Origin of the sequence: Lactobacillus sp. 3B(2020), assembly GCF_013487845.1 — a bacterium.
GTDB classification, from domain to species: Bacteria; Bacillota; Bacilli; order Lactobacillales; family Lactobacillaceae; genus Limosilactobacillus; species Limosilactobacillus alvi.
In genome coordinates this window covers 1722807-1746297 of sequence record NZ_CP047410.1, presented here as the reverse complement: position 1 = coordinate 1746297, position 23491 = coordinate 1722807, and the positions used below count along the sequence as shown (strand labels likewise).

The window sequence follows — 23491 nt, the reverse complement described above, 5'->3', positions numbered from 1 at the left end:
GGAGGGATTAAGCAATGCCGCGTAAAGGACACATTGCAAAGCCAGAAGTATTACCAGATCCAATTTACAATTCAAAGCTGGTAACGAGTATGATCAACCACTTGATGCTTGATGGTAAGCGGGGAACTGCTTCCAAGATTTTGTACCAAGCATTTGAAATGATCAAGGAACAAACTGGGAACGACCCAGTTGAAGTTTTTGAACAAGCTATGGAAAACGTCCAACCTGCCTTGGAAGTTAAGGCACGGCGGATTGGTGGTTCTAACTACCAAGTTCCAATCGAAGTACGCCCAGACCGGCAACGGACCTTGGCGCTTCGTTGGTTAACTCAATACGCACGCCTTCGTGGAGAACACACGATGGTTCAACGGTTGGCAAACGAAATCATTGATGCTTCAAACAATACGGGTGCTTCCATCAAGAAGAAGGAAGACACTTTGCGGATGGCTGAAGCTAACCGTGCATTTGCACACTACCGCTGGTAATTTCTTGAGGACAGTCGCCTGACTGTGTTCAAATGTAAAGGGGCGACGCAGAAAATTTTTCGTCACCCCTTTTTCTAAAATTAAGACCAAATTTGAAGGGAGATTAATTTCAAGATGGCTAACAAACGTGAATACCCACTTGCAAAGACCCGGAACATCGGTATCATGGCCCACATCGACGCTGGGAAGACTACCGCAACGGAACGGATTCTCTACTACACTGGTAAAATTCACAAGATTGGTGAAACCCACGATGGGGCTTCCCAAATGGACTGGATGGATGAAGAAAAGGAACGTGGGATCACGATCACTTCCGCCGCTACTACGGCCGTATGGAAGGATCACCGGATTAACATCATCGACACCCCAGGACACGTGGACTTCACTGTCGAAGTTGAACGGGCCCTGCGGGTGCTTGACGGTGCCGTTACGGTGCTTGATGCCCAAGCCGGGGTTGAACCACAAACGGAAACGGTTTGGCGGCAAGCTGACGACTTCAACGTTCCACGGATCGTCTTCGCTAACAAGATGGATAAGTTAGGGGCAAACTTTGACTACTCCGTTCAAACGATCAAGGACCGTTTGAACGTTACTCCATTGCCAATTCAAATGCCAATTGGTGCTGAAGATGACTTCGTTGGTTTAGTTGACTTGATCGAAATGAAGGCTTACATTTACGACGAAGATAAGCTTGGTGAAAACTGGGATACGGTTGATATTCCAGACGACTTGAAGGAAGAAGCCCAAAAGCGTCATGATGCAATGATTGAAACGTTAGCTGATGTTAACGACGATATCATGGAAAAGTACCTTGAAGGTGACGAAATCTCAGTTGACGAAATCAAGGCGGCTATTCGGAAGGCTACTTTGGATATTGAACTCTTCCCTGTTTTAGCAGGTTCTGCTTACAAGGATAAAGGGATCCAAATGATGCTTGACGCCGTTATTGACTTCTTGCCATCTCCACTTGATGTTAAGCCATTTGTCGCTACTGATGAAGATGGAAACGAAGTTGAATTGACGGCCGGTGATGACAAGCCGTTCGCTGCTTTGGCCTTCAAGATTGCTACTGATCCATTCGTTGGACGGTTGACTTTCTTACGGGTTTACACTGGTTCTCTTCAATCTGGTTCTTATGTGCTTAATGCAACTAAGGGTAAGCGGGAACGGATTGGTCGTTTGCTTCAAATGCACTCTAACCAACAACAAGAAATCCCAGAAGTCTTCTCTGGTGATATTGCCGCTGCGATCGGTTTGAAGAACACTACAACTGGGGATTCCTTAACTGACCCTGATCACCCACTTCAACTTGAATCTATGGACTTCCCAGAACCTGTTATCCAAGTTTCAGTTGAACCTAAGTCCAAGAATGACCAAGACAAGATGGACAAGGGACTACAAAAGTTAGCTGAAGAAGACCCAACCTTCAAGGCTGAAACGAACCCTGAAACTGGTGAAACTTTGATCGCCGGGATGGGTGAATTGCACTTGGACATCATCGTTGAACGGCTTCGTCGTGAATTCCACGCCGAAGTTACGGTTGGTAAGCCACAAGTTTCTTACCGTGAAGCATTTACGAAGCAAGTTTCTGCACAAGGTAAGTTCGTTCGTCAATCTGGTGGTAAGGGTCAATACGGGGACGTATGGATTGAATTTACGCCACTTAAAGAAGGGGAAGGCTTCCAATTCGAAGACGCTATTGTCGGTGGGGTTGTTCCTCGTGAATACATCCCAGCTGTTGAACAAGGTTTGAAGGAAGCAATGGCTAACGGGGTGCTAGCTGGTTATCCATTGGTTGACTTGAAGGCTAAGCTTTACGATGGTTCATACCACGAAGTCGACTCTTCTGAAGCAGCCTTCAAGGTTGCTGCTTCCTTAGCCCTTAAGAACGCTGCTCCTAAGGGTGAAGCTGTTATTCTTGAACCAATCATGAAGGTTGATATCGTTGCCCCTGAAGACAACCTTGGTGATGTGATGGGTCACGTTACTGCACGGCGTGGTTCAATCGACGGGATGGAAGAACGTGGGAACGCTCAACTCGTTCACGCCTTCGTTCCACTTTCCGAAATGTTTGGTTACGCTACGACCCTTCGTTCCGCTACGCAAGGTCGTGGTACCTTCACGATGACCTTTGACCACTACTCAGCAGTGCCAAAGTCTATCCAAGAAGAAATCATCGAAAAGAACGGTGGCAACAAGTAATTTCCGATTACTTAGTTACCAAAAATAAAAAGGCCAGGAGACGTCCTGGCCTTTTTAGTACATAAAATTAGAAAAACAAGTAAACTAGCATTCGTTTGGTTATGGAAGGTTGGTTTTGAAGCTTGGCGAGGGTTTGCTTTGCTTCACTTAAATTATTAGTGATGATTCCATCAACGTGGTAAAAGTACATTTCCCTAATCCCCCACTTTGTATCTACGGTCCAAGCAAAAACTAATTGTTTTAGTTGGTGGGTTTGGCGAATAAAGTGGGGATTTAAGGTTGAATATTCCATATCTTCACCAACCTCTGAAAGTGGATTAGTTATGGTGTAGGGCTGAAGGTAGAGGAGTTTTAACTGTGGATTAAGCTGATGTAACTTTTGAATGACTCGATAATCCAATGAATGAACATAGGCATGGTGACGAATTAAAGTTTGACCATATAAGCGATTGAAATGGTTAACCATTGTGGTTGAATCGGCCGGAGTAGTTTTGATTTCAACGATTAAAGGGACGTGAAGTTGATCAGCCACCTTCAAATAGTGAGAAAAACTGACTAATTTTCCGGAATGACCGTGCTCATGAACTCGGAGCTTAGTTAATTCACGGAGGGTTAATTGGTGGGGCCGTTTATTGATCCCAGTTAGGTGCTTTAAATTTTCATCGTGCACCACGATAAACTGATGATCCCGGGTTTCGTGGATATCCATTTCGATCGCGGTTGGGTGATCATGCCGTGTTTTCTTTAATGCTGCTAAGGTATTTTGCACCGCATTATTAGCATTAGTTCCCCGGTGGGAAATTACCATTGGACGCCGGAGTGGTTGGAAATACCACTGAGCCTCAGTGAATGCAAGCCCGAGAAAAAGTAGTGATAATCCCCCGCCTAACACCCAACCCTTTTGCCGACGTGGTCTTTGGGTTTGGAGAACTTGATCAACAAACCATCCACCACTAAGCGTGAGGATTATTAGATGTCCCCATTGGATCAGTGCCAGGGTTAAGCTTGGTGTGGGGTGCCAGCTTGCTTGGATGGCGAGCCCGATTAAAGTGATGAGCACGCTAAAACCACTTGCTAAAATGCTAATTCGCCAAGTGGCTTGCCAAACAACCGGCGCCTTAGTTCGACTATGTTGCCAAGCTGTTTTAAAAGCCATTCGCTGATTGATTTGATACCAAATGGTTGGTAAGAACCGAATGGTAAGACTAAGGCAGACAAGGTTAGTAATGACTCCTAAAATCAAAAAGGTGGGTTTTCGGAAAAGAAAATCTAAAAGAATTTCCGGTAAGCGAAGTTCGACAAAGAGTGGCGTTTTAAAGATTAGGCTTACCCAGGGGGCTAAGGCTAAAATGAGAATCACAGTCTCTAACACTAATGGACCGCCAAGTAAGCGGTAGTGTTTTAGCCATTGCCGCAGGCTTGTTTTCCACGTAAAGGAGCCATCAGTAATCGCTTTAGCGGCGATAACGATACTAATTAGCTCGCTTGTAAAAAGGCCTAGGACGACAAACAGCTCAATAATTAGCAAGATGACGATTATTAACCGATGAGTAATTAACCACGTTGTGTTAGTAAGCGAAACAAAAGGGATGCTGGCGGCCTTTAAAAGGGGCGTCGTTATTTGCCAAACTAAGGGCAAAAACAGGTAGTGATTGAGGAGCTCCCATAAAAAGCCGAGGGCAACGAGAGGACCCCACGATTTTAATCTTGAAATCATGATTGTTTGGCATCAAATTGTTCAAGCTCTTCCGCGGCCGTTGTCCAATCGGTTTCAACTTGGTCAAGCTGAGTAGAAACCGTATCAAGTTGCTTTTGGAGATCGCTTAATTTGGCAATATCAGTAGCAATGTCCGGTTGACTCATTGCTTCTTCAATCTGGGCTTGTTGCTCACTGAGTTCGTTCATCTGCTCTTCTAAGCTGTCAACTTGGCGTTGGAGCTTCCGCCGGGCCCGTTGAGTTTCCTTACTTTGTTGGTAGGAAGTTTGTTTTTTTGACCCCCTTGGACGCACAGAATTTTCATTAGTCATCGTTGAGGCTTGATTAGTAGTTGGCTTAGCGATTGCGGCGAGGTAATCATCATAATTACCCTCGTAGGCGGTCATCTTATCCTTGGTAACGGCAAGAACATCAGTTGCTATTTGGTTGATAAAGTACCGATCATGGGAGATAAAAAGGACCGTCCCTGGGAATTCATTAATGGCGGTTTCAAGTACTTGGCGACTATCAATATCCAAGTGGTTCGTTGGTTCATCAAGGATTAAGAAGTTAATCGGCTTAAAGGACAACTTGGTTAATTCCAGCCGTGCTTTTTGGCCCCCAGAAAGGTCCTTAACCAATTTGAAGACGTCATCACCAACAAAGAGAAAACTCCCTAATAAGGAGCGAATATCGGTTTCGGGAACTTCGGGATGGTCATCCCAGACTTCGTTTAAAACGGTTTTCTCGGGATGGAGTTGTTGCTGTTCCTGGTCGTAGTAACCGATTTGAAGATTAACGCCAAATTTTACTTCCCCGCTAATCGCTGGTAACTTATGGAGTAAAGTTTTAAGCAGGGTTGATTTTCCAATTCCATTTGGCCCGATAATACCGATCCGTTGCCCTTTTTGTTCCTTAAAACTGAAGGGACCAGCGATGGCTTGTTCATGATAGCCAATTTTGAGATCCTTAACGGCTAAAACGTCATTTCCACTGGGTTCGCCGTATTCAAAGCTAAAGTGGATTGAACGGTCATCACTAACCGGTCGTTCAAGGCGATCTATTTTTTCGAGTTGTTTCCGGCGGGCTTGAGCTCGCTTGGTTGTTGAGGCGCGAACGATGTTGCGGTTAACAAAATCTTCAAGTGCCGCAATCTTCTTTTGTTGTTGCTCATAGTGTTTCATTTCCGCTTTAATCCGTTCGGCCTTATGTTGCATAAAAGCGGTGTAATTCCCGGTGTAGTGGGTCAAAGTTTGATTGTCAAGATCATAAACTTCATTGACTACCTTGTCTAAGAAGTACCGGTCGTGGGAAACAATTAACAAGGCCCCCGCATAACTCTTGAGGTAATCTTCTAGCCAAGTTAAAACGCCCATATCAAGGTGGTTAGTTGGTTCGTCGAGAATCAGTAAGTTTGGGGCTTGGAGTAAGATCTTGGCTAAGGCAAGCTTAGTTTTTTGCCCCCCAGAAAGGGAATTGACCGGCATTTCATACATACTTTCGGGGAAACCAAAGCCAGTTAAGACCCCACGCATCTTTGATTCAATGGCAAATCCGTCTTGCTTTTTAAAGGTAGTTTGCAAGCGGTCGTAATTATTTAAAATTTCTTGATACCGCGGAGTTGTTGAATCAACTTCAGCAAGTTGCTCTTCCAAGTGATGGATGGTTTTTTCCATTTGGTGAAGTGGAGCAAAAACACTGTCTAATTCGGCCCAAATGGTATTTTGACTATCCAGCCCCTGATCTTGGGCGAGGTAACCAATGGTGACGTTTTTAGCGACGGCAAGGGTGCCTTCATCCGGTTCCGTAATCTGGGCTAAGATCTTTAAGAGGGTCGTTTTACCAGCTCCGTTGCGACCAACAAGAGCGACCCGGGCATGATCAGTAATTTGCAGATTGATATTGTGAAATAAAACGTCCGCGCCAAATCGGCGGAGGACGTCATTAGTTTGCATTAATAACATGGGTTTAACCTATCTTTCCTTTAAACGAATATTATTGTCCACTGATGATTCTACCATGCTTTTTCGGATCAAAAAAATAACTTTTATTGCAATAAGGTTCACAAAGCTAAAGGGAATTGCTAGAATAAGTTATATGGAAAATTCACAAGTTGGAAGTTGAGGAGGAAAAAAACATGCCATCTCGGAAAATTCCGCGGGCGACAGCCAAGCGTCTGCCGGTTTATTACCGTTATCTAAACGTCTTGTTAAACGCAAATAAAAAACGGGTTTCATCAACCGAATTATCAGAAGCAGTCCAAGTTGATTCAGCGACGATTCGGCGGGACTTTTCTTACTTTGGTGAACTGGGCAAGCGTGGTTACGGCTATGATGTCGAAAGTTTATTAAAGTTTTTCCGTGGAATTCTAAACCAAGATAAATTAACGAGTGTAGCTCTTGTTGGGGTCGGGAGTTTGGGTAGTGCATTGATGAACTATAACTTCCATCAAAGCACGAATTTACGAATTAGTGCCGCTTTTGATCCAAAGCCAGAATTAGCCAATACGATTAAGAGTGGAATTCCAGTTTACCCGGCTTCAGAGTTAAAAAAGCAAATCAAAGAGCAGCAAATTGATGCGGTTATTTTGACGGTGCCTGGTGACAAATCTCAAGCGGTAACTGATGAATTAGTTGCTGCTGGGGTACACGGGATTTTAAACTTTACCCCGGTGCGGTTGTCAGTGCCGAAGAATGTGCAAGTTCAAAATATTGATTTAACCAATGAATTGCAGACCTTGATCTACTTTATTGAAACAAATAAGGTAAATGAATAGTTAAATTATTAACTCTGAGTGGGTGTGACTCAGGAAAACTTTTCGTTAGCGCTGTGCCAGGTATTTGGTGCAGTTTTTTAGTTAGGCTTTAGCAAATTTTAAATTGAGCTACCATTTTATGCTGAAATTGTTTATAATTTATTAGTGTTGTTTTTCTACATATGAGGATAGCGCAAATTAGTTATTCAAATGATGAAATGAATAAAAAGGTAATACTCTTTGGTTAAATGGGAGATAAACTAAGGGGAAACCGGTTAATCTAAGTTTGTTTTAGGGAGTACAGGGGAATGATTTCAAAAGCACAATATCAAGAAGCAAATTACCAATATCAACGGATGCGGGGGCTGAATCTTGATTTGGCGCTTGATGCCGTTTCAAATTCAGCTCGTTTTAAGATCAAGTGGTTTAGTCGCGCATCTGAAGAAGAACAAAATGAAATTGCAGTGCTGTTGAAAAACTTGATCGTCGATGGGCCAATGGAGGCCCCACGGCTATTATCTCGTTATAATCCAAATACGCAGGAATGGCAATTAACGGCTGAACAAACACTGCGGTTACGCGTTTTGTACAACCAAGGTGAACTTCAGCACCTTAACCAACAATGGCAGGCTGCTAAGAAAGTCTTAGATGAATATGCCAAAGACAGCCATCACCGATCGACAGTGATTACTAATCATGATCGGTCGAATCAGCAGTCTTTGATCGTTAATTTGGGTTAGAATAAGTGGTGTAGACTAGGGAGGAATTCTTTTTCTTTCTAGTCTTTTTTATTTTTAAATGCGATGCAAAACCAGGTTTTAAGCAGAGTAGTTCTCCCATTCCGCTTTTAAAAAAGTCAAAAAAGGTCAAACTTTTTTGTTGCAATCTGACTAAACCGTGATATAGTAGAAAATGTAATTAGCACTAGAGAACATTAAGTGCTAACACTGCATCGTGTTGAGTGCTAACTTTACTTAAAATAAAAAATATATTTGGAGGGATTAACGTGTTAAAGCCATTAGGAGATCGCGTAGTTCTGAAAGCTGAAGAAGAAGAAAAGACGGTTGGTGGGATTGTCTTAGCATCTAACGCTAAGGATAAGCCAACTACTGGTAAGGTAATTACCGTTGGGGCAGGCCGGACTTTGGACAACGGTCAAGTAGTTGCCGTTAGTGTTAAGGAAGGCGATAAGGTTTTATTTGATAAGTATGCCGGCCGCGAAGTTGAATATGACGGTGAAAAGTACTTAGTTGTTCATGAGAAGGATTTAGTTGCGGTTATTGACTAAGTTTTTCGTTTAAAAATTAAGCTTGGATAAAATTGATGAGGTGAGAATTAATGGCAAAGGAATTAAAGTTTGCTGAAGATGCACGGGGTGCAATGCTTCGCGGAGTTGATAAGTTAGCTGACACGGTTAAGACCACCATTGGTCCGAAGGGTCGGAATGTGGTTTTGGAACAAAGCTATGGTTCTCCAACGATCACTAACGATGGGGTTACGATCGCCAAGAATATTGAACTTGAAGACCACTTCGAAAACATGGGAGCTAAGTTAGTTTCTGAAGTTGCTTCTAAAACTAATGACATTGCTGGTGATGGAACGACGACTGCTACGGTTTTGACCCAAGCAATTGTTAACGAAGGAATGAAGAACGTCACTGCCGGTGCTAACCCAGTTGGAATTCGTCGTGGGATTGAAAAGGCTACGAATGCCGCTGTTGAAGAATTAAAGACGATGAGCCACGACGTTAAGACCAAGGATGACATCGCCCAAATCGCTTCTATTTCTGCTGCTAACCAAGAAGTTGGGAAGTTGATTGCCGATGCCATGGAAAAGGTTGGTAACGATGGGGTTATCACTATCGAAGATTCTCGTGGGGTCGACACCAGTGTTGACGTCGTTGAAGGGATGAGCTTTGACCGTGGTTACATGTCTCAATACATGGTTACTGACAATGATAAGATGGAAGCCGACTTGGACAACCCATACGTTTTGATCACGGACAAGAAGATTTCAAACATCCAAGATATCTTGCCATTACTTCAATCAGTTGTTCAAGAAGGTCGGGCTCTTTTGATCATCGCTGATGATATTACTGGTGAAGCTTTGCCAACTCTTGTTCTGAACAAGATTCGGGGAACTTTCAACGTGGTTGCTGTTAAGGCTCCTGGCTTTGGTGACCGGCGGAAGGCTCAACTTGAAGATATCGCTGTTTTGACTGGTGGGACAGTTATTTCTGACGACCTTGGGATGCAACTCAAGGACGCTACGATTGACCAACTTGGTTCTGCCAACAAGGTAACGGTTACGAAGGATAGTACGACAATTGTTGACGGTAGTGGCGACAAGGCTGCCATTGCTGACCGGGTTGAACAAATCAAGAAGGCTATCTCTGAAACGACTTCTGACTTTGATAAGGAAAAGCTTCAAGAACGGCTTGCTAAGTTAGCTGGTGGGGTTGCTGTTGTTAAGGTTGGTGCCGCTACGGAAACTGAATTGAAGGAACGGAAGTATCGGATCGAAGATGCTTTGAACGCTACCCGGGCTGCTGTCCAAGAAGGATTCGTTCCTGGTGGTGGTACGGCCCTTGTTAACGTAATTCCAGCCCTCGAAAAGCTTGAAAACGAATCAACGGGTGATGAACAAACTGGGGTTAAGATTGTTAAGGCTGCTTTGGAAGCACCAGTTCGCCAAATTGCTGAAAATGCTGGGGTTGAAGGTTCTGTGGTTATCAACCAATTAAAGAACGAAAAGCCAGGTATTGGTTACAACGCCGCTGATGGTAAGTACGAAGATATGGTTGAAGCCGGAATTGTTGACCCAACCAAGGTTACCCGTTCAGCTCTTCAAAATGCTGCTTCTGTTTCTGCCCTCTTGTTGACGACGGAAGCTGTTGTAGCAGACAAGCCTGAACCAAAGAGTGATGCACCTGTAAACCCAGCTGCCGGTGCCGGCATGGGTGGAATGATGTAGTAGGTTTTGCCGAAAAGTCTGTGAGGATGAGCATGACTGGTATAGAGGCCGGGAAGAAACTAATGTTTCTTTCCGGCCTCTTTTGCATCTCCGAAGGTTACTCAGTAACTAAGGTCAAAGCAGTAGCTGAATGGCAGTTGCTTCCCCAACGGTCGCACCAACCGATTCAGCCTTGCATGGGCTCACAAACGCCAAACCAGTTGGCTGGTTCGCTCCAAAGCACGGCCTTAGCGGATAAGTGCGAACGAAAGGTCGATTCTAATGAATCAACCTTCGTTCTTCTTATCCCAACCAGGCCGTCAAGGAGCTTTTTTCCATCCTCTTTAATTTTATGGTACTAGTTATTTCTATCCGTTTTCGCACGGGAATGAGACATTTCATCCATAAAAACTTGTCTTTTGAATAGGGATTGCGTTACAATTTAGCAATGGCCCCACGTTGTACTAGATGATAACGTGGGGTTGAAATCTTGAAAAGAGAAATTTAAATTAATATAGGAGAGAAATCATGTGGCGGTATCTTAAACGCGTTTTGATTGGGAAACCGTTGAAGACCCTCGATGAAGGTCAAGCCCACCTTACTAAGTTTAAGGCCCTTGCCTTACTATCGTCAGACGCTTTATCGTCGGTCGCCTACGGTACAGAACAGATTACGACTGTTTTAGTTACCCTTTCAGCAGCGGCAATTTGGTATTCGTTACCGATTGCGGCGGTTGTTTTGATCCTTTTGTTGGCGATTACCTTATCGTACCGACAAATTATTAATGCCTACCCAAGTGGTGGGGGTGCCTACGTGGTTGCAACTAAGAACTGGGGGAGTAACGGTGGTTTGATCGCTGGGGGCTCACTATTAGTTGACTATATGTTGACCGTGGCGGTTTCCACGACTTCTGGAACTGAAGCCATAACTTCGGCTATTCCAAGCCTGTACAAGTATTCAGTTGCAATCTCAATCATTATTGTTTTCTTGATCATGTTTTTGAACCTCCGGGGGATGAGCGAGAGTGCTAATTTCTTAACCATTCCGGTTTACTTCTTCGTGGTTATGATTTCAGTCATGATTATTTGGGGCTTTTATAACATTTTCACTGGGCACGTTACTTATCATGCAACAGCCGATTTTGGTCAACCAGTTGCCGGGATTTCACTAGTCCTTTTGATTCGGGCTTTCTCAGCTGGTTCAGCTTCTTTGACTGGGGTTGAAGCAATTAGTAATGCAGTGCCAAACTTTAATGAACCAAAAGAAAAAAATGCGGCTAATACGTTAGCCATTATGAGTTTAATCTTGGCGGCTTTCTTCGCCGGGATTACCTTCATGTCTTTCTACTTTGGGATTATTCCAAATCCCCGGGCAACGGTTTTATCTCAAATTGCAGCCACGGTCTTTGGTGGTCATGGAATCGGCTTTTATCTTTTGCAATTAGCGACGGCGATGATCTTAGCGGTCGCTGCTAACACTGGGTTCTCAGCCTTTCCAATTTTGGCATACAACATGGCCAAGGATAAGTTCCTTCCCCATGCCTTTATGGATCGAGGGGATCGGCTTGGCTATTCCAACGGGATTATCATTTTAGCCGTAGGCGCAGCGATCTTAATCGTTATTTTCCATGGACAAACGAACCTCTTAATTCCACTTTATGCGGTTGGGGTTTTCGTCCCATTTACCCTTTCACAATCAGGGATGATTATCCACTGGTTCCGGGAACGAGAAGGAGTTTGGCTTGGTAAGGCAACGATCAACTTGGTGGGGGCCTTAATTTCCTTGGCCTTAGTGATCTTCTTGTTCTGGCAACATTTTAACAATGTTTGGCCATACTTAATCATTATGCCAGTGCTGATGTACTTATTCCATAAGATTCACAGCCACTACATCAAGGTTGGTCAACAGTTACGAGTTGCTGAAAAGACGAAGGTTCAACTTCACGATTATGATGGAGCGACTGTAATTGTTTTAGTTGGTAACGTAACCCGAGTGACCCGGGGAGCAATTAATTATGCTCGTTCGATTGGGGACTACGTAATTGCGATGCACGTTTCCTTTGACGAAAATCCGGGTAAGGAACACAAGACGGCAAATGAATTTAAGGCGGAATACCCCGATGTTCGGTTTGTGGATATCCACTCCTCCTATCGGTCGATTGCCACGCCAACGCTCCGGTTCGTTGATGTGATTGCTAAGCGAGCGGAAGCTAAGAATTACTCAACGACCGTCTTAGTTCCACAATTTGTCCCGAAGCACCCATGGCAATTGGTTTTGCATAACCAGTCGGCATTACGCTTGCGCACACTATTAAATAGTCGGGAAAACATCATTGTTTCAACTTATAACTATCACTTGCACGAATAAGAGGTTTAAATTCAGTGCCTCTTAATTTCCCGGGAAATTAAGGAGAGGTTAATGCTTAACCGAAAAGTTATTGCGGCGATTATGGCCCTGTTAGGAATCATTTTGATGGCTTCTTTTTCCATTCAAAGCGAATGGTTTCATTCGGGGATTCTTGGAATTCTCGGAAGTGGCTGTGTGATTAGTGCCTACTTAATCTTAAATTGGAAACAGTGGCAAGCTAAAGATCACCGGGTTCGCTCGGTTACCTATACTTTACTAGCTCTTTGTTTAATCCTAATCTTTCTAAGATTTGGCGAGGCCTTGATATAAAAAAACGCGAAAAGTTAAATTGGGGTGTTAGAAATACTTCCTCCATGCTTAGCTTTTCGTGTTTTTTAATTGAAAATTGGCTAGTTGGCTAGCTAAAATAAGTGCGGAATGGGTTTGGACCAATTACTTAGCTGACTAGCCCAAGCAGTTAGCAAGTCCCAAGACAAACGAACGGATTTCATATTCAACGGTTAACAACGCCGAAATTGCGCCAATTTTGTGAGTCAAAATTTGATTAGTAGCGGAAAGCTGCTTATTTGACAGCTGAGACTGGGAATTTGTCCTAATAATTAAAGGTTATCTTTATCAAATGGAAGGTAAACTTAGTGTTAAACTTAATTCTGAAGAACTAACGGTGGTTAAACGGTCATTAATGCAAATGGTGAAGGAAGATGACAATGAGTAAGACAATTAAAGTAGCACCTCGAGTGATTGCAGCCATTGTGGCTACGGGGTTATTAACGTTTAGTGGGATTATTGTCGAGACGTCAATGAATATCGCCTTTCCGACTTTAATGCGGGACTTTAACGTACCTACCGACCAGGTTCAGTGGATGACTTCGGCTTACTTATTGGTGATTGCCATTATTGTTCCAACGTCAGCGTATTTAAAACAGTCCTATCCGATGAAGCGCTTATTTGTAGTTGCTAATTTACTCTTTTTAAGTGGGATTTTTATCGACGGGTTAGCCATAAATTTCTCAATGTTACTCGTTGGCCGGGTAGTGCAAGGACTAGGGACCGGGATTGCCCTCCCGTTAATGTTTAACATTATTTTGGAACAAGTCCCCAAGGAACGCCTTGGCTTAATGATGGGAATCGGTAACTTAATCCCGGGAATTGGACCGGCTTTAGGGCCAACTTTTGGAGGAATTGTTGTGACCCAGCTTGGTTGGCGAGCCGTTTTCTTTAGTTTAGTTCCGGTCCTAGTCGTTTCTCTCGTCTTAGGAATTTGGGGTATCCAACAATCAAGTGCGCTTGAACAAACCCAGTTAGATTGGGGAAGCTTATTGCTGATTATTTTACTGTTTGTTGGTTTTGTCACTGGTTTTGTCAATTTAACGAATAATGCCTTTTTAAGCTGGCAAGTTGGGGGAATGTTACTTCTGGGGTGTTTAGGTTTAATGGGTTTGCTTAGTCATACCTTCCGAATCGAACGGCCACTTTTGGATTTGCGCTTGTTTAAGCATCAGCGCTTTAGCCGCTTAATCTTAATGTTCTTTTTAACTCAGATGTGTTCGCTTGGCTTAGCCTTCTTGTTGCCTAATTATATCCAGTTAGCAAATCATCAATCTGCCTTTTTAGCTGGGGTAATCGTTTTGCCCGCTGGTTTGGGCGGCGCTTTAGCCGCTCCAATCGGTGGCCGTTTGTTAGATCGCAAGGGACCGTTTTTGCCGATTGTAAGTGGCGAAAGTTTAATGTTGCTATCTTTGGTTGGCTTACTAAGCCTAGGAGCAGTTAAAACTAGTTGGGCTATCGGATTGGTCTACATTCTTTATATGGCCGGAATGGGGATGTCGATGGGGTGCATCATGACGACTTCCTTAAGTGGTTTAGACCACCAAAGCCAGGCCCAAGGGAATGCGATCTTAAATACCCTCCAGCAATTTGCTGGATCAATGGGGACTTCCTTAGTTGCGATGATCGTTGCTCAAGCCCAACTTAATCATTCAAGCCAACTTGGAACCCAAATTGGGACCCTTCACGGTTATTGGCTACTTATCATCAGCAGTGTCATCATTCTCGGAACAGGTTTGGTGACTTTACGAAAAACAAACTAAAGTCGAGAAAATAGGCCACTAATTTGAAGGTTGATGTTTTAACCTTTAAATTAGTGGCCTAAATTATTTTTAATTAACCTCAACCTCATGAAAACTCAGCTCACCTTTATGGATTGTGAGTTGGTTATTAAAGCGGTTAGTAAGTTCAGTAATGTAATGCTCAGCATCGGCTTCATCGACGTAAACATGAATGATGACGTGAGTACCATAGTCTGGAGTAGCTTGAGCTAGCGTTTCTTGATTGAGGTAGTAGTTGACCTGGTCATAAAGCGAGTAAGGAGTAGTGATGTCGAGGGTTACTTGTTGGATCCGTTTGATGATCCCGGCTTGATGGATTGCCCCAGTGGTGGTGTTGCTATAAGCCCGGATTAATCCACCAGCGCCAAGCTTAATTCCGCCAAAGTACCGGGTAACAACGGCACAGACATCGTGGAGATGTTCCATTTTTAAGGCTTCTAAGATGGGAACCCCAGCCGTGCCGCTCGGCTCCCCGTTATCACTTTCGCGTTGGATCTGGTCTTGATCACCCAGCAAGTAGGCAAAACAATTGTGGTTAGCCTTCCGGTTGGCTTTGCTAGTTTCGGCGATAAAAGCTTGCGCTTCGGCTTCACTTTTAATTCGGGTTAATGAACAGATAAAACGGGACTTTTTAATTACCACTTCATAGGTTGTTCCCGTTTTAATGGTGAGATAGGGAAAATTTTCTGACATTTTTTTGCTCCTTAAAAAATGTAATTTCAATTTTTTTACGTATATATAAAGTAGGGAGGTGAATAAATGGAAAAGGAACTTTTGTATGGACGGCGAGAATTAGTTCCCATTATCCAGGTTGCCAAAGATTTAACTGCGGTTTCGGTCCTACCAACTATGGAAATTAAGGGCGGAATGATCCGCTGTTGTCGCTGTAATCATCAATTTGCCAAGGATCAAGTGGCCTTACCAAACCAACAGTATTATTGCCCGGCTTGTATTAATCTCGGCCGGGTTTCAACATTATGTAAATTTTACCATGTTGCTGAACCAAATCAATTTAACCCGCCAGTAACAATTTTGAAGTGGCAGGGGGAGTTATCACCACTCCAAGTTAAGGCGGCTGAAACGGTGAAGGCGAAAATGGCGGCTCATGCTCATCACTTATTGTGGGCGGTAACTGGGGCGGGCAAGACAGAAATGACCTATCCCGCGATTGCCCAAGCGTTAGCGAAAAAAGAACGGGTGGCGATTGCTTCACCACGGATCGATGTTTGCCGAGAACTTTATCCCCGATTTAAACGAGATTTTAATGTTGAAATTGCCTTATTGTACGGTGGTATGGAAGAACCATATACTTATCGGCAATTAACAATTTGTACCACTCACCAGTTGTTACGTTTTTACCACGCCTTTGATCTTTTAATTGTGGACGAAGTTGATGCTTTTCCGTATGCGATGAACCCAGAGTTATTATTTGCAACTCAGCAAGCTATTAAGCCGAAGGGAGGGCTTTTGTTAATGACGGCTACTCCGGATCAACGCTTGCTCCAACGGGTTCGAAAAAAAGAACTATCGATTAGTTATCTACCACTCCGTTATCATCGCCATCTTTTACCGGAAATCCACCCAGTCATAGTTGGTAATTGGCGGAAACGGGTTACTAAGGGGAACTTGCCAACGAGCCTAATTACCTGGATCAAGCGGCGACTGAATGAAAAACGAGAATTTCTCTTCTTTGTTCCTCACATTGCGGATCTATCGGGGGTGGCAGCAATTTTGCGGCAACGGTTTAAAAATATTCGTTTTACTACGGTTCATGCTGCTGATCCGGACCGGGCCGCTAAGGTAATGCAGATGCGACGCCACGAATTGGATTTTCTGATTACCACCACGATCTTAGAGCGGGGAGTAACCTTCCCGGCAATTGATTTATTAGTGTTGGGGGCTGATGATCCGATCTTTTCACCAGCAGCTTTGGTGCAAATTGCAGGACGGGTTGGGCGGTCACCCCAACGACCAACTGGAAACATAACTTTCTTTATTGGTGCTTATGCGAAAAATGTTACTCAAGCAATCCACCAAATTAAATTAGTAAATCAAAAGGGGCGCCGCTTGCAATGAAAAACTGTTTACTATGTAATCGTCGCTTAAATTGGCAACCTAGTTTTAAGGCCCTCTTGCTGTTAGGCGACATTCAAGTACCACTGGTTTGTCAAACCTGCCGAGCAAGTTTTCAAACTTGGCAGGGCCCTCATTGTGTCGGTTGTGGGCGAACTAGTCCGAGTGGTAAATTGTGTACGGACTGCCAACGTTGGCAACAACAAGGGACCCCAATGATCGAAGTTACAACCTGTTATCAATATAATTCGGCGATGCATGACTTTATGCAACGTTATAAATTTCACGGTGATTATCGCTTACGGCAGGTTTTTCGGACGCAACTGACGCAACGGGCAAAGCAGTTAGGTGATTATTTTGTGCCGGTCCCGGTGAGCCAGATGACGATGCTCACGCGGGGCTTTAACCAAGTCGCGGGGCTGCTAGATTTAAAGCTTACGCCATTACTGTCAGTGAAAGCGAAAACCAAACAAGCCCAGTCAACCAAGACGCGGGCCGAACGGTTAGCCACCAAGCAGCCCTTTGAAATTACAAAAGGGATTTCGCTACCGCAAGGTCCAATAGTCTTGATTGATGATATTTACACTACCGGGCGAACCTTTCATCACGCGATTGAGGCCTTGCACGCAGCCGGGTGTCAAGACATTAAAGGCTTGGTTTTAGCCGCGGCAAGATTAAATAATTAAAATGAACCAAAAATCGATAAAAATTGAAAAATTTGCTAATTTTTACGCTTTGAAACGAATTTTCTAAGAAAAAGAAAACGATTCCGATAAGCATTGTATATTTTAATTTATTCCTCTATAATATAGGTAAGATATCAAGGAAAGGGCTTTCTTGATATTAACAAGCCTAGTTGCTTGTGCTGAAAGGAGAGAGGTACAATGCTACAATTTAATATTCGCGGAGAAAACGTTGACTTAACTGATGCGATCCGTGACTATGTTGTAAAACGGATCAGTAAGTTAGAAAAATACTTTGAGGACAACGTTGAAGCGACTGCCCACGTCAACTTGAAGGTGTACACTAACAAGCAATTTAAGGTGGAAGTAACGATTCCACTTCCATACTTAACTCTTCGGGCAGAAGAAACTTCCAACGATATGTATGCAAGCATTGACTTGGTGACCGATAAACTTGAACGGCAAATCCGGAAGTACAAGACGAAGGTAAATCGTAAAGCTCGTGAAAAGGGCTTCAAGGGACTTGAATTCGTCGCAACTCAAGAAGAAGAACCAACTTCGCCTACTGATTCCTTAAAGATTGTGCGGACGAAGCAAATCTCTTTGAAACCAATGGACTCAGAAGAAGCTGTGCTTCAAATGGATATGTTGGGCCATGATTTCTTTGTCTTTGAAGATTCTGAAACCAACGGTACTAGCATTGTTTACCGTCGTAAGGACGGCCGGTATGGTTTGATTGAAATTAACTAAATTGTGTGATGAACATTTCGTTAGCGTTTGAAATGTAAATCGTCAATCCGGAAAGGAACCCGCGGGTTGCTTTCCGGATTTTTCGTTTCCTACTACCTATAAAAGCTTGTATAATGGATAGAGTAATCTTTGCAGCAAGGAGGAAAAAATGTAAAATGAGCTATCAGGCTTTGTACCGGGTATGGCGCCCCCAACGGTTTAGTGACGTTGTTGGGCAAGAGCTAGTGGTTACGACTTTAAAAAATGCCATTATCACTAATCAAATTAGTCACGCCTACCTCTTTGCCGGCCCCCGCGGAACTGGGAAAACGTCGGCGGCTAAGATTTTTGCCAAGGCTGTTAACTGTCATCATCAAGTTAATGGTGAACCTTGTAATGAATGCGAAACTTGTCAGGCTATTACTAATGGTCAACTAAACGATGTCATTGAAATTGACGCGGCTTCTAATAACGGAGTTGAAGAAATTCGAGACATTCGCGATAAGGCTAAGTATGCACCAACCCAGGCGGACTACAAGGTTTATATTATTGATGAAGTGCATATGCTTTCGACGGGGGCTTTTAATGCCTTGTTAAAGACCTTGGAAGAACCCCCGGCCAACGTGATTTTTATTCTGGCAACGACGGAACCGCATAAGATTCCACTAACGATTATTTCCCGGGTCCAGCGCTTTGATTTTCGGCGAATTAGCCCCCAAGATGCTTTTAACCGGATGAAGTTTATCCTCGATCAAAAGCAATTGCAATATGATGAAAAAGCCCTCTGGGTCATTGCTAATGCGGCCGAAGGGGGGATGCGGGATGCACTAAGTATCCTAGATCAAGTGCTCTCCTTTAGCGATAATCAGGTGGAATTAAAAGATGCCCTCTTAGTTACTGGGAGCGTTACTAAACAGCTGTTAAAAAAGTACTTTTTACAAGTAGCCGCTGGTAAGAGTGCGCAGGCGCTTACGACAATGGGAGAAATATTGGACCAAGGAAAAGATGGCCAACGCTTTATCGAAGACCTGATTTCCTTTATCCGGGATGTGCTCTTATACCAAGAGTCGCCGGAGCTCCTGCATGTCGAAGCTACCGGGTTAACTACCGAAGACTTTGATGAATTGATCAAGGCGGCAGATGCTCAAACCTTGTATTCAATGATCGATACCTTAAATGATATTCAAGAAGAAATGCGGTTTACGACCCACCCAGATGTCTATTTGGAAGTCTTAACGGTCCGGTTGAGTCAACAAAAAGCACCAACTCAAGCGAATGCCAAGGTTGATAACCAAGTTGTCAACCAACTACAACAAGAAGTTGTGACTTTGCAAAAGCAAATACAAGATTTACTGAAACGCTCAACTGTGCCAGCAATGCGGCGGCAACAGCCAGTTGTCCAGCCAAAAACGACTCCGCAAAGTCATTTCCGTTTGAACTTGGAACAGGTTTACCAAGTCCTTGATCATGCCACAAAAGGAGATCTTACTAACCTCCGTGACTTATGGGGAGACGCTTTAAGCTTACTTGATTCAGCTCAAAGTTCCTTAATCCGGATGGCGAAGCCAGTGGCGGCAAGTCCATCCGGAGTGGTCGTCGCTTATGAAAACGCCTTTCTGCTAGAGCAAGCTGCCGGTGGTAGTCTCGCTGAAAGTCTGGGAAAGGCGCTGGAACAAGTTAGCGGGACGCACCGGACCGTCGCCTTCGTGCCGAGTGAGCGATGGCCCAAAATTCGGCAGGATTTCTTAACCTCACGGGGATATTATGATAAGAAGGCAGCGGTGGCCCCGGCTGAAAAGCCAAAAACGCCGGCTGATCCCATTGTTGCCCAGGCTCACCGCCTTTTCGGGACTGATGGGGTTAAAGTTGAAGACAATTAATAAATAAAGGATGGTAAAAAAATATGATGCGCGGAATGAACATGCAACAAATGATGAAGCAAGCCCAAAAGATGCAAAAGAAAATGATGGAAGAACAAGCTGAAATTGCGGCGCAATCATTCACTGGGGTGGCCCCCGATGACATGGTCAAGGCTACTTTTAGTGGGGACAAGAAGTTGACTGACTTACAAATTAAGCCGGAAGCGATTGATCCTGATGATCCAGATATGTTAAGTGACTTGATTGTCGCTGCCGTTAACGATGGCTTGGCAAAGTTGGACCAAGCAACCCAAGCTAAGCTCGGTAAGTACACGAAGGGCTTAGGTCTCTAATGCAGTATCCAGAACCAATTGCGAAGCTGATTGCTTCTTACATGAAACTCCCCGGAATTGGTGAAAAAACGGCAACCCGTTTGGCCTTCTTTACCCTGGGGATGGAAGATGATGACGTTAAAGAATTTGCGCAATCTTTGGAAGCCGTCAAGCGGGATCTTCATTATTGTTCAGTGTGTGGCAATATTACCGAAGATGATCCTTGCCCAATTTGTAAGGATGCTTCCCGAGATCAAACGACGATCCTAGTAGTTGAACGCTCCCGCGATATCATGGCGATGGAACGAATGAACGAATACCATGGTTTGTATCACGTCCTTCATGGGACGATCTCACCAAGCGCCGGGACGGGGCCGATGGATATTAATATTCCATCCTTGATTGAACGGTTAAAGCAGTACACTGAGGTCAACGAAGTGATTGTGGCTACAAACGCTTCATTAGATGGGGAAACTACCGCCCAATATTTAGCCAAGTTGATTAAGCCGGCCAAGATTAAGGTTACGCGGCTGGCCCACGGACTTTCAGCCGGTTCAGATATTGATTACACTGATGAAGTTACCCTCTTTAAGGCAGTTCAAGGTAGAACGGAGATGTAAGAATGGCTTTGTTTACACGTCATCACCATATTAAGCAGGAGACCGATCAAGACCTCCTACAATTGATTTACGCTACCAAAGCCAGCTGGGACCATGCCAAGGAAACAGCCCGGGCGGTTTATGAAAGCCAAGTTGATACGGAGTTAGTTGAGCGTACCAAACTCCAAGAACAAAAGTACCTGTATTTATATGATAAAGCTCGGCAACGTCATTTGCATGGGCAATTGAACGATGGCGTAATTCAAAATTAGGTGATCAGCATGGCAGAGAAAGGAATTTTTATTTCGTTTGAAGGACCAGATGGTGCTGGCAAGACGACGGTTATGACGGCGGTGGCGGATTACTTTAAGCAAAAGCTCGGGGTTGACCAAGTCTTAGAAACGCGCGAGCCAGGAGGAACTCGGATTTCAGAACAAATCCGCGATGTCCTCTTTGATGATCAAAATACGAACATGGATCCCCGAACGGAAGCTTTACTCTTCGCGGCCGCTCGACGGCAATTAGTGGTTCAAAAGCTAAAGCCATTTTTAGCAGCGGGGAAGCTGATCCTGGCTGACCGGTACGTTGATAGTTCAGTGGCCTACCAAGGAGCGGGCCGGCATCTTGGAGTCGACCAGATCTGGGATTTAAACCAGTATGCGATCGATGGATGCTTACCGCAACTAACGATCTATCTTGATCTACCGGTCCAAGTGGGAATTGAGCGGATTACTAAGTTTCGGGCCGATCAGGTTAATCGCCTGGATAAAGAAACGCTAACTTTCCATGAAGCGGTCCACCAGGCTTTCGACCAACTAGCAACCCGACATCCCCAACGGATCGTTAAGATTGATGCCACCCAGCCCAAAGAAAAGGTAATTCAAACGGTTTTAAAAACGATTAATGACCGTTTCTTTTAAGAAGCAAGGAGGCTACAAAAATGAAAATGTTGATGGCAATTGTCCAACCAAAAGATGCAACCAAGGTCCAAACGGGTCTAGCTAAAGCTAAGATTGGAGCCACTAAACTTCAATCAACCGGGGGCTTTCTGCGCGAAGGAAATACAACCTTTATGATCGTTGTTGATGACGAGCGGGTTGATGAAGCCCTTGCTGTTATCAAGGAGAATGCTCAAACCCGGGAACAATTTGTCGCCCCATCGGCTTATATCGATAATGCGGCTAATTCGGTCCCCATGAACGTTCAAGTTGGTGGGGCAACGGTCTTTGTCCTGCCCGTCGATCAATTTATCCATTTTTAACGCAAACTTACTAAAGCTGAAAGGAGGGGGCCATGGTTTTTCAAGCGGAAGTTCTACAACCCCAAATGGTTGCGCGCTTTAAGCAAATTATTGACCAAGGTGAATTAGCCCACGCCTACTTATTAGTTGGCCAAAGTGGGGCCGGAAAAAAGGCCTTAGCTCAGTGGCTGGCCCTCCGCTTATTCTGTCAGCACGTTCAAGATGGTGAACCGGATGGAAGCTGTCCGGAGTGTGAACGGATTTTATCTGGCAACCACCCGGATGTAGTAGTAGCAAAAGCAGAAGGCCGTCAAATCAAAGTTGACCAGGTCCGGCACTTAAAAGCCGAATTTACTAAAACGGGGATGGAAGGCCAGACCAAGGTTTTCTTGATTGAAGATGCTGAAAAATTAACGGTCAGTGCAGCTAATAGTCTACTCAAGTTTATTGAAGAACCTGGTCCAGGGGTCTATATTCTGATGTTAACGACTAATAAGAATGCTGTCTTGCCAACGATCCAATCGCGGACGCAAGTTCTTGATTTATTTCCCCTTAGTCATGAGGCGGTTGATCAAAACCTAAAGGCTGCTGGGGTGCCTGACTATCTCCGGCCAGTAATGTTGGGGATAACGACGGATCCGGACCTAGCCAAAAGTTTAATTGCCGATGACTGGTTTGCCAAAGCGGTTAAGGCAGTTTGGGGCTGGTTTAAGCTCCTCGCCCAAGGAAACCCAATGGCTTTCGTTAACGTCACAACTACGCTAGTCCCATTAATGAATGATCGTCAGCAAGCCGTGGTGATGTTGGATTTAATCACCATGCTTTGGCGGGATGGGCTGATGCTCCAAAATGATTTGGCAGATCATTTACATTACCGCCAGTGGGAGCCAGAATTAGAACAACTAGTCGGACAATTAACTCACCAGCAGATTTTGCAAGCGAGTGAATTAACCTTAGAGTGTCGGAAACTACTTGATCAAAATTTAAGTTTTCAGACAGTTGCTGAGCAATTAACCTTGCGTCAACTGGCTGTCATTAATTTGGAAGGGAGGATGCATCGTGGTTGATCGCCTTGATAAAAGCGATATTTATGAACGGTTTGCGGAAGTAACGCGGCAAACGAAAGATCTGGTTGAAAGTATGGAGGTTCTCTCAGAAAAACTGAGTTTAGTGCTTGCGGAAAATGCGAAGTTGGCAATCGAAAACGATCACCTTCATGAAGTGATTAAGCAACAACACCGGGAGCAAAAGAAAGAGGGCCTTTCGGACTCACGAAAGATGCTCCAACGGCTTTATCAAGAAGGCTTCCACGTTTGCAATGATATGTATGGTAAGCGGCTGGAAGAAAATGAAGCTTGTACTTTTTGCTTAGATGCTATTTATGGTCGCCACCAGGTAAAGTGAGGGTAAA

At 44.2% G+C, this 23491-nt stretch carries 23 protein-coding genes; 20 read left to right on the top strand and 3 right to left on the bottom strand.

Annotated features, from left to right (window positions below; all coding sequences use genetic code 11):
• Nucleotides 1-14 precede the first annotated feature (14 nt).
• Nucleotides 15-485 (top strand): 30S ribosomal protein S7, encoded by a 471-nt coding sequence (gene rpsG, locus GTO83_RS08795; protein WP_180870501.1) that lies wholly within the window; start codon nucleotides 15-17, stop codon nucleotides 483-485.
• A 114-nt stretch (nucleotides 486-599) separates the two neighbouring features.
• A complete protein-coding gene (gene fusA / locus GTO83_RS08790) occupies nucleotides 600-2687 on the top strand; it encodes an elongation factor G (protein WP_180870499.1) in 2088 nt (695 codons plus the stop codon).
• Between the two features lie 67 nt (nucleotides 2688-2754).
• On the opposite strand, the gene GTO83_RS08785 is transcribed toward fusA, so the two are convergent.
• Together GTO83_RS08785 and GTO83_RS08780 are read right to left on the bottom strand one after the other, a co-directional pair.
• Entirely contained in the window at nucleotides 2755-4404 is a 1650-nt protein-coding gene (locus tag GTO83_RS08785; protein WP_180870497.1) for a glycerophosphodiester phosphodiesterase, read from the bottom strand.
• Nucleotides 4401-6347, bottom strand: coding sequence for an ABC-F family ATP-binding cassette domain-containing protein (locus tag GTO83_RS08780; protein ID WP_180870496.1), 1947 nt, complete (start codon nucleotides 6345-6347; stop codon nucleotides 4401-4403). Before GTO83_RS08780 ends, GTO83_RS08785 begins: the two co-directional genes overlap by 4 nt.
• Before the next feature lie 173 nt (nucleotides 6348-6520).
• Here GTO83_RS08780 and GTO83_RS08775 point away from each other — a divergent pair, with 173 nt between their 5' ends.
• The 7 genes from GTO83_RS08775 to GTO83_RS08745 all read left to right on the top strand — a co-directional run bounded on the left by GTO83_RS08775 (nucleotide 6521) and on the right by GTO83_RS08745 (nucleotide 14547).
• Nucleotides 6521-7159 carry a redox-sensing transcriptional repressor Rex gene (locus GTO83_RS08775; protein WP_180870494.1) on the top strand — a complete coding sequence of 213 codons (639 nt, stop codon included), beginning with the start codon at nucleotides 6521-6523 and terminating at the stop codon, nucleotides 7157-7159.
• A gap of 287 nt (nucleotides 7160-7446) precedes the next feature.
• Nucleotides 7447-7878: a hypothetical protein gene (locus GTO83_RS08770; protein ID WP_180870492.1), complete on the top strand. Its 432-nt coding sequence runs from the start codon at nucleotides 7447-7449 to the stop codon at nucleotides 7876-7878.
• Nucleotides 7879-8144: 266 nt separating this feature from the next.
• Entirely contained in the window at nucleotides 8145-8426 is a 282-nt protein-coding gene (gene groES, locus GTO83_RS08765; protein ID WP_180870490.1) for a co-chaperone GroES, read from the top strand.
• Nucleotides 8427-8476: 50 nt separating this feature from the next.
• Nucleotides 8477-10111 carry a chaperonin GroEL gene (gene groL, locus GTO83_RS08760; RefSeq protein ID WP_180870488.1) on the top strand — a complete coding sequence of 545 codons (1635 nt, stop codon included), beginning with the start codon at nucleotides 8477-8479 and terminating at the stop codon, nucleotides 10109-10111.
• Between the two features lie 507 nt (nucleotides 10112-10618).
• Nucleotides 10619-12457: an APC family permease gene (locus GTO83_RS08755; protein ID WP_180870487.1), complete on the top strand. Its 1839-nt coding sequence runs from the start codon at nucleotides 10619-10621 to the stop codon at nucleotides 12455-12457.
• A 51-nt stretch (nucleotides 12458-12508) separates the two neighbouring features.
• On the top strand, nucleotides 12509-12766 hold the full coding sequence (locus tag GTO83_RS08750) for a hypothetical protein (protein WP_180870485.1): 258 nt from the start codon (nucleotides 12509-12511) through the stop codon (nucleotides 12764-12766).
• A 398-nt stretch (nucleotides 12767-13164) separates the two neighbouring features.
• A complete protein-coding gene (locus tag GTO83_RS08745; RefSeq protein ID WP_370524271.1) occupies nucleotides 13165-14547 on the top strand; it encodes an MFS transporter in 1383 nt (460 codons plus the stop codon).
• Nucleotides 14548-14616: 69 nt separating this feature from the next.
• Here the strand turns inward: GTO83_RS08745 and GTO83_RS08740 are convergent, their stop codons facing one another.
• Nucleotides 14617-15258, bottom strand: a complete 642-nt coding sequence (locus GTO83_RS08740) for a YigZ family protein (protein ID WP_180870481.1) — start codon at nucleotides 15256-15258, stop codon at nucleotides 14617-14619.
• Between the two features lie 66 nt (nucleotides 15259-15324).
• Here GTO83_RS08740 and GTO83_RS08735 point away from each other — a divergent pair, with 66 nt between their 5' ends.
• From GTO83_RS08735 to GTO83_RS08685, 11 genes are all read left to right on the top strand, one after another.
• The gene (locus tag GTO83_RS08735) at nucleotides 15325-16641 is read left to right on the top strand and encodes a DEAD/DEAH box helicase (protein WP_180870479.1); all 1317 of its coding nucleotides are present in this window, start codon (nucleotides 15325-15327) and stop codon (nucleotides 16639-16641) included.
• Complete coding sequence (locus GTO83_RS08730) at nucleotides 16638-17324, top strand: ComF family protein (RefSeq protein ID WP_180870477.1); 687 nt, start codon at nucleotides 16638-16640, stop codon at nucleotides 17322-17324. Before GTO83_RS08735 ends, GTO83_RS08730 begins: the two co-directional genes overlap by 4 nt.
• Before the next feature lie 198 nt (nucleotides 17325-17522).
• Nucleotides 17523-18071 (top strand): ribosome hibernation-promoting factor, HPF/YfiA family, encoded by a 549-nt coding sequence (gene hpf, locus GTO83_RS08725; protein WP_180870475.1) that lies wholly within the window; start codon nucleotides 17523-17525, stop codon nucleotides 18069-18071.
• Nucleotides 18072-18226: 155 nt separating this feature from the next.
• Nucleotides 18227-19930: a DNA polymerase III subunit gamma/tau gene (gene dnaX / locus GTO83_RS08720; RefSeq protein ID WP_180870473.1), complete on the top strand. Its 1704-nt coding sequence runs from the start codon at nucleotides 18227-18229 to the stop codon at nucleotides 19928-19930.
• A gap of 23 nt (nucleotides 19931-19953) precedes the next feature.
• Nucleotides 19954-20262, top strand: a complete 309-nt coding sequence (locus GTO83_RS08715; protein WP_180870472.1) for a YbaB/EbfC family nucleoid-associated protein — start codon at nucleotides 19954-19956, stop codon at nucleotides 20260-20262.
• Nucleotides 20262-20861, top strand: coding sequence for a recombination mediator RecR (gene recR / locus GTO83_RS08710; RefSeq protein ID WP_180870470.1), 600 nt, complete (start codon nucleotides 20262-20264; stop codon nucleotides 20859-20861). The genes GTO83_RS08715 and recR overlap by 1 nt, the downstream gene beginning before the upstream one ends.
• A gap of 2 nt (nucleotides 20862-20863) precedes the next feature.
• A complete protein-coding gene (locus tag GTO83_RS08705; protein ID WP_180870468.1) occupies nucleotides 20864-21112 on the top strand; it encodes a YaaL family protein in 249 nt (82 codons plus the stop codon).
• Nucleotides 21113-21121: 9 nt separating this feature from the next.
• Nucleotides 21122-21760, top strand: coding sequence for a dTMP kinase (gene tmk, locus GTO83_RS08700; protein ID WP_180870466.1), 639 nt, complete (start codon nucleotides 21122-21124; stop codon nucleotides 21758-21760).
• Nucleotides 21761-21780: 20 nt separating this feature from the next.
• A complete protein-coding gene (locus GTO83_RS08695) occupies nucleotides 21781-22101 on the top strand; it encodes a cyclic-di-AMP receptor (protein ID WP_180870465.1) in 321 nt (106 codons plus the stop codon).
• A gap of 32 nt (nucleotides 22102-22133) precedes the next feature.
• Complete coding sequence (gene holB / locus GTO83_RS08690) at nucleotides 22134-23147, top strand: DNA polymerase III subunit delta' (protein WP_180870463.1); 1014 nt, start codon at nucleotides 22134-22136, stop codon at nucleotides 23145-23147.
• Nucleotides 23140-23484 carry a DNA replication initiation control protein YabA gene (locus GTO83_RS08685; protein ID WP_180870461.1) on the top strand — a complete coding sequence of 115 codons (345 nt, stop codon included), beginning with the start codon at nucleotides 23140-23142 and terminating at the stop codon, nucleotides 23482-23484. The genes holB and GTO83_RS08685 overlap by 8 nt, the downstream gene beginning before the upstream one ends.
• Nucleotides 23485-23491: the final 7 nt, after the last annotated feature.

What these genes read in the sequence shown, in the direction of transcription:
- GTO83_RS08740 (WP_180870481.1), bottom strand. Translation starts at nt 15,258, where the DNA reads ATGTCAGAAAATTTTCCCTATCTCACCATTAAAACGGGAACAACCTAT.
- GTO83_RS08775 (WP_180870494.1), top strand. Translation starts at nt 6,521, where the DNA reads ATGCCATCTCGGAAAATTCCGCGGGCGACAGCCAAGCGTCTGCCGGTT.
- groL (WP_180870488.1), top strand. Translation starts at nt 8,477, where the DNA reads ATGGCAAAGGAATTAAAGTTTGCTGAAGATGCACGGGGTGCAATGCTT.
- tmk (WP_180870466.1), top strand. Translation starts at nt 21,122, where the DNA reads ATGGCAGAGAAAGGAATTTTTATTTCGTTTGAAGGACCAGATGGTGCT.
- GTO83_RS08785 (WP_180870497.1), bottom strand. Translation starts at nt 4,404, where the DNA reads ATGATTTCAAGATTAAAATCGTGGGGTCCTCTCGTTGCCCTCGGCTTT.
- fusA (WP_180870499.1), top strand. Translation starts at nt 600, where the DNA reads ATGGCTAACAAACGTGAATACCCACTTGCAAAGACCCGGAACATCGGT.
- holB (WP_180870463.1), top strand. Translation starts at nt 22,134, where the DNA reads ATGGTTTTTCAAGCGGAAGTTCTACAACCCCAAATGGTTGCGCGCTTT.
- GTO83_RS08730 (WP_180870477.1), top strand. Translation starts at nt 16,638, where the DNA reads ATGAAAAACTGTTTACTATGTAATCGTCGCTTAAATTGGCAACCTAGT.
- GTO83_RS08780 (WP_180870496.1), bottom strand. Translation starts at nt 6,347, where the DNA reads ATGTTATTAATGCAAACTAATGACGTCCTCCGCCGATTTGGCGCGGAC.
- dnaX (WP_180870473.1), top strand. Translation starts at nt 18,227, where the DNA reads ATGAGCTATCAGGCTTTGTACCGGGTATGGCGCCCCCAACGGTTTAGT.
- recR (WP_180870470.1), top strand. Translation starts at nt 20,262, where the DNA reads ATGCAGTATCCAGAACCAATTGCGAAGCTGATTGCTTCTTACATGAAA.
- rpsG (WP_180870501.1), top strand. Translation starts at nt 15, where the DNA reads ATGCCGCGTAAAGGACACATTGCAAAGCCAGAAGTATTACCAGATCCA.
- GTO83_RS08695 (WP_180870465.1), top strand. Translation starts at nt 21,781, where the DNA reads ATGAAAATGTTGATGGCAATTGTCCAACCAAAAGATGCAACCAAGGTC.
- hpf (WP_180870475.1), top strand. Translation starts at nt 17,523, where the DNA reads ATGCTACAATTTAATATTCGCGGAGAAAACGTTGACTTAACTGATGCG.
- GTO83_RS08770 (WP_180870492.1), top strand. Translation starts at nt 7,447, where the DNA reads ATGATTTCAAAAGCACAATATCAAGAAGCAAATTACCAATATCAACGG.
- GTO83_RS08715 (WP_180870472.1), top strand. Translation starts at nt 19,954, where the DNA reads ATGATGCGCGGAATGAACATGCAACAAATGATGAAGCAAGCCCAAAAG.
- GTO83_RS08745 (WP_370524271.1), top strand. Translation starts at nt 13,165, where the DNA reads ATGAGTAAGACAATTAAAGTAGCACCTCGAGTGATTGCAGCCATTGTG.
- GTO83_RS08705 (WP_180870468.1), top strand. Translation starts at nt 20,864, where the DNA reads ATGGCTTTGTTTACACGTCATCACCATATTAAGCAGGAGACCGATCAA.
- GTO83_RS08735 (WP_180870479.1), top strand. Translation starts at nt 15,325, where the DNA reads ATGGAAAAGGAACTTTTGTATGGACGGCGAGAATTAGTTCCCATTATC.
- GTO83_RS08750 (WP_180870485.1), top strand. Translation starts at nt 12,509, where the DNA reads ATGCTTAACCGAAAAGTTATTGCGGCGATTATGGCCCTGTTAGGAATC.
- GTO83_RS08755 (WP_180870487.1), top strand. Translation starts at nt 10,619, where the DNA reads ATGTGGCGGTATCTTAAACGCGTTTTGATTGGGAAACCGTTGAAGACC.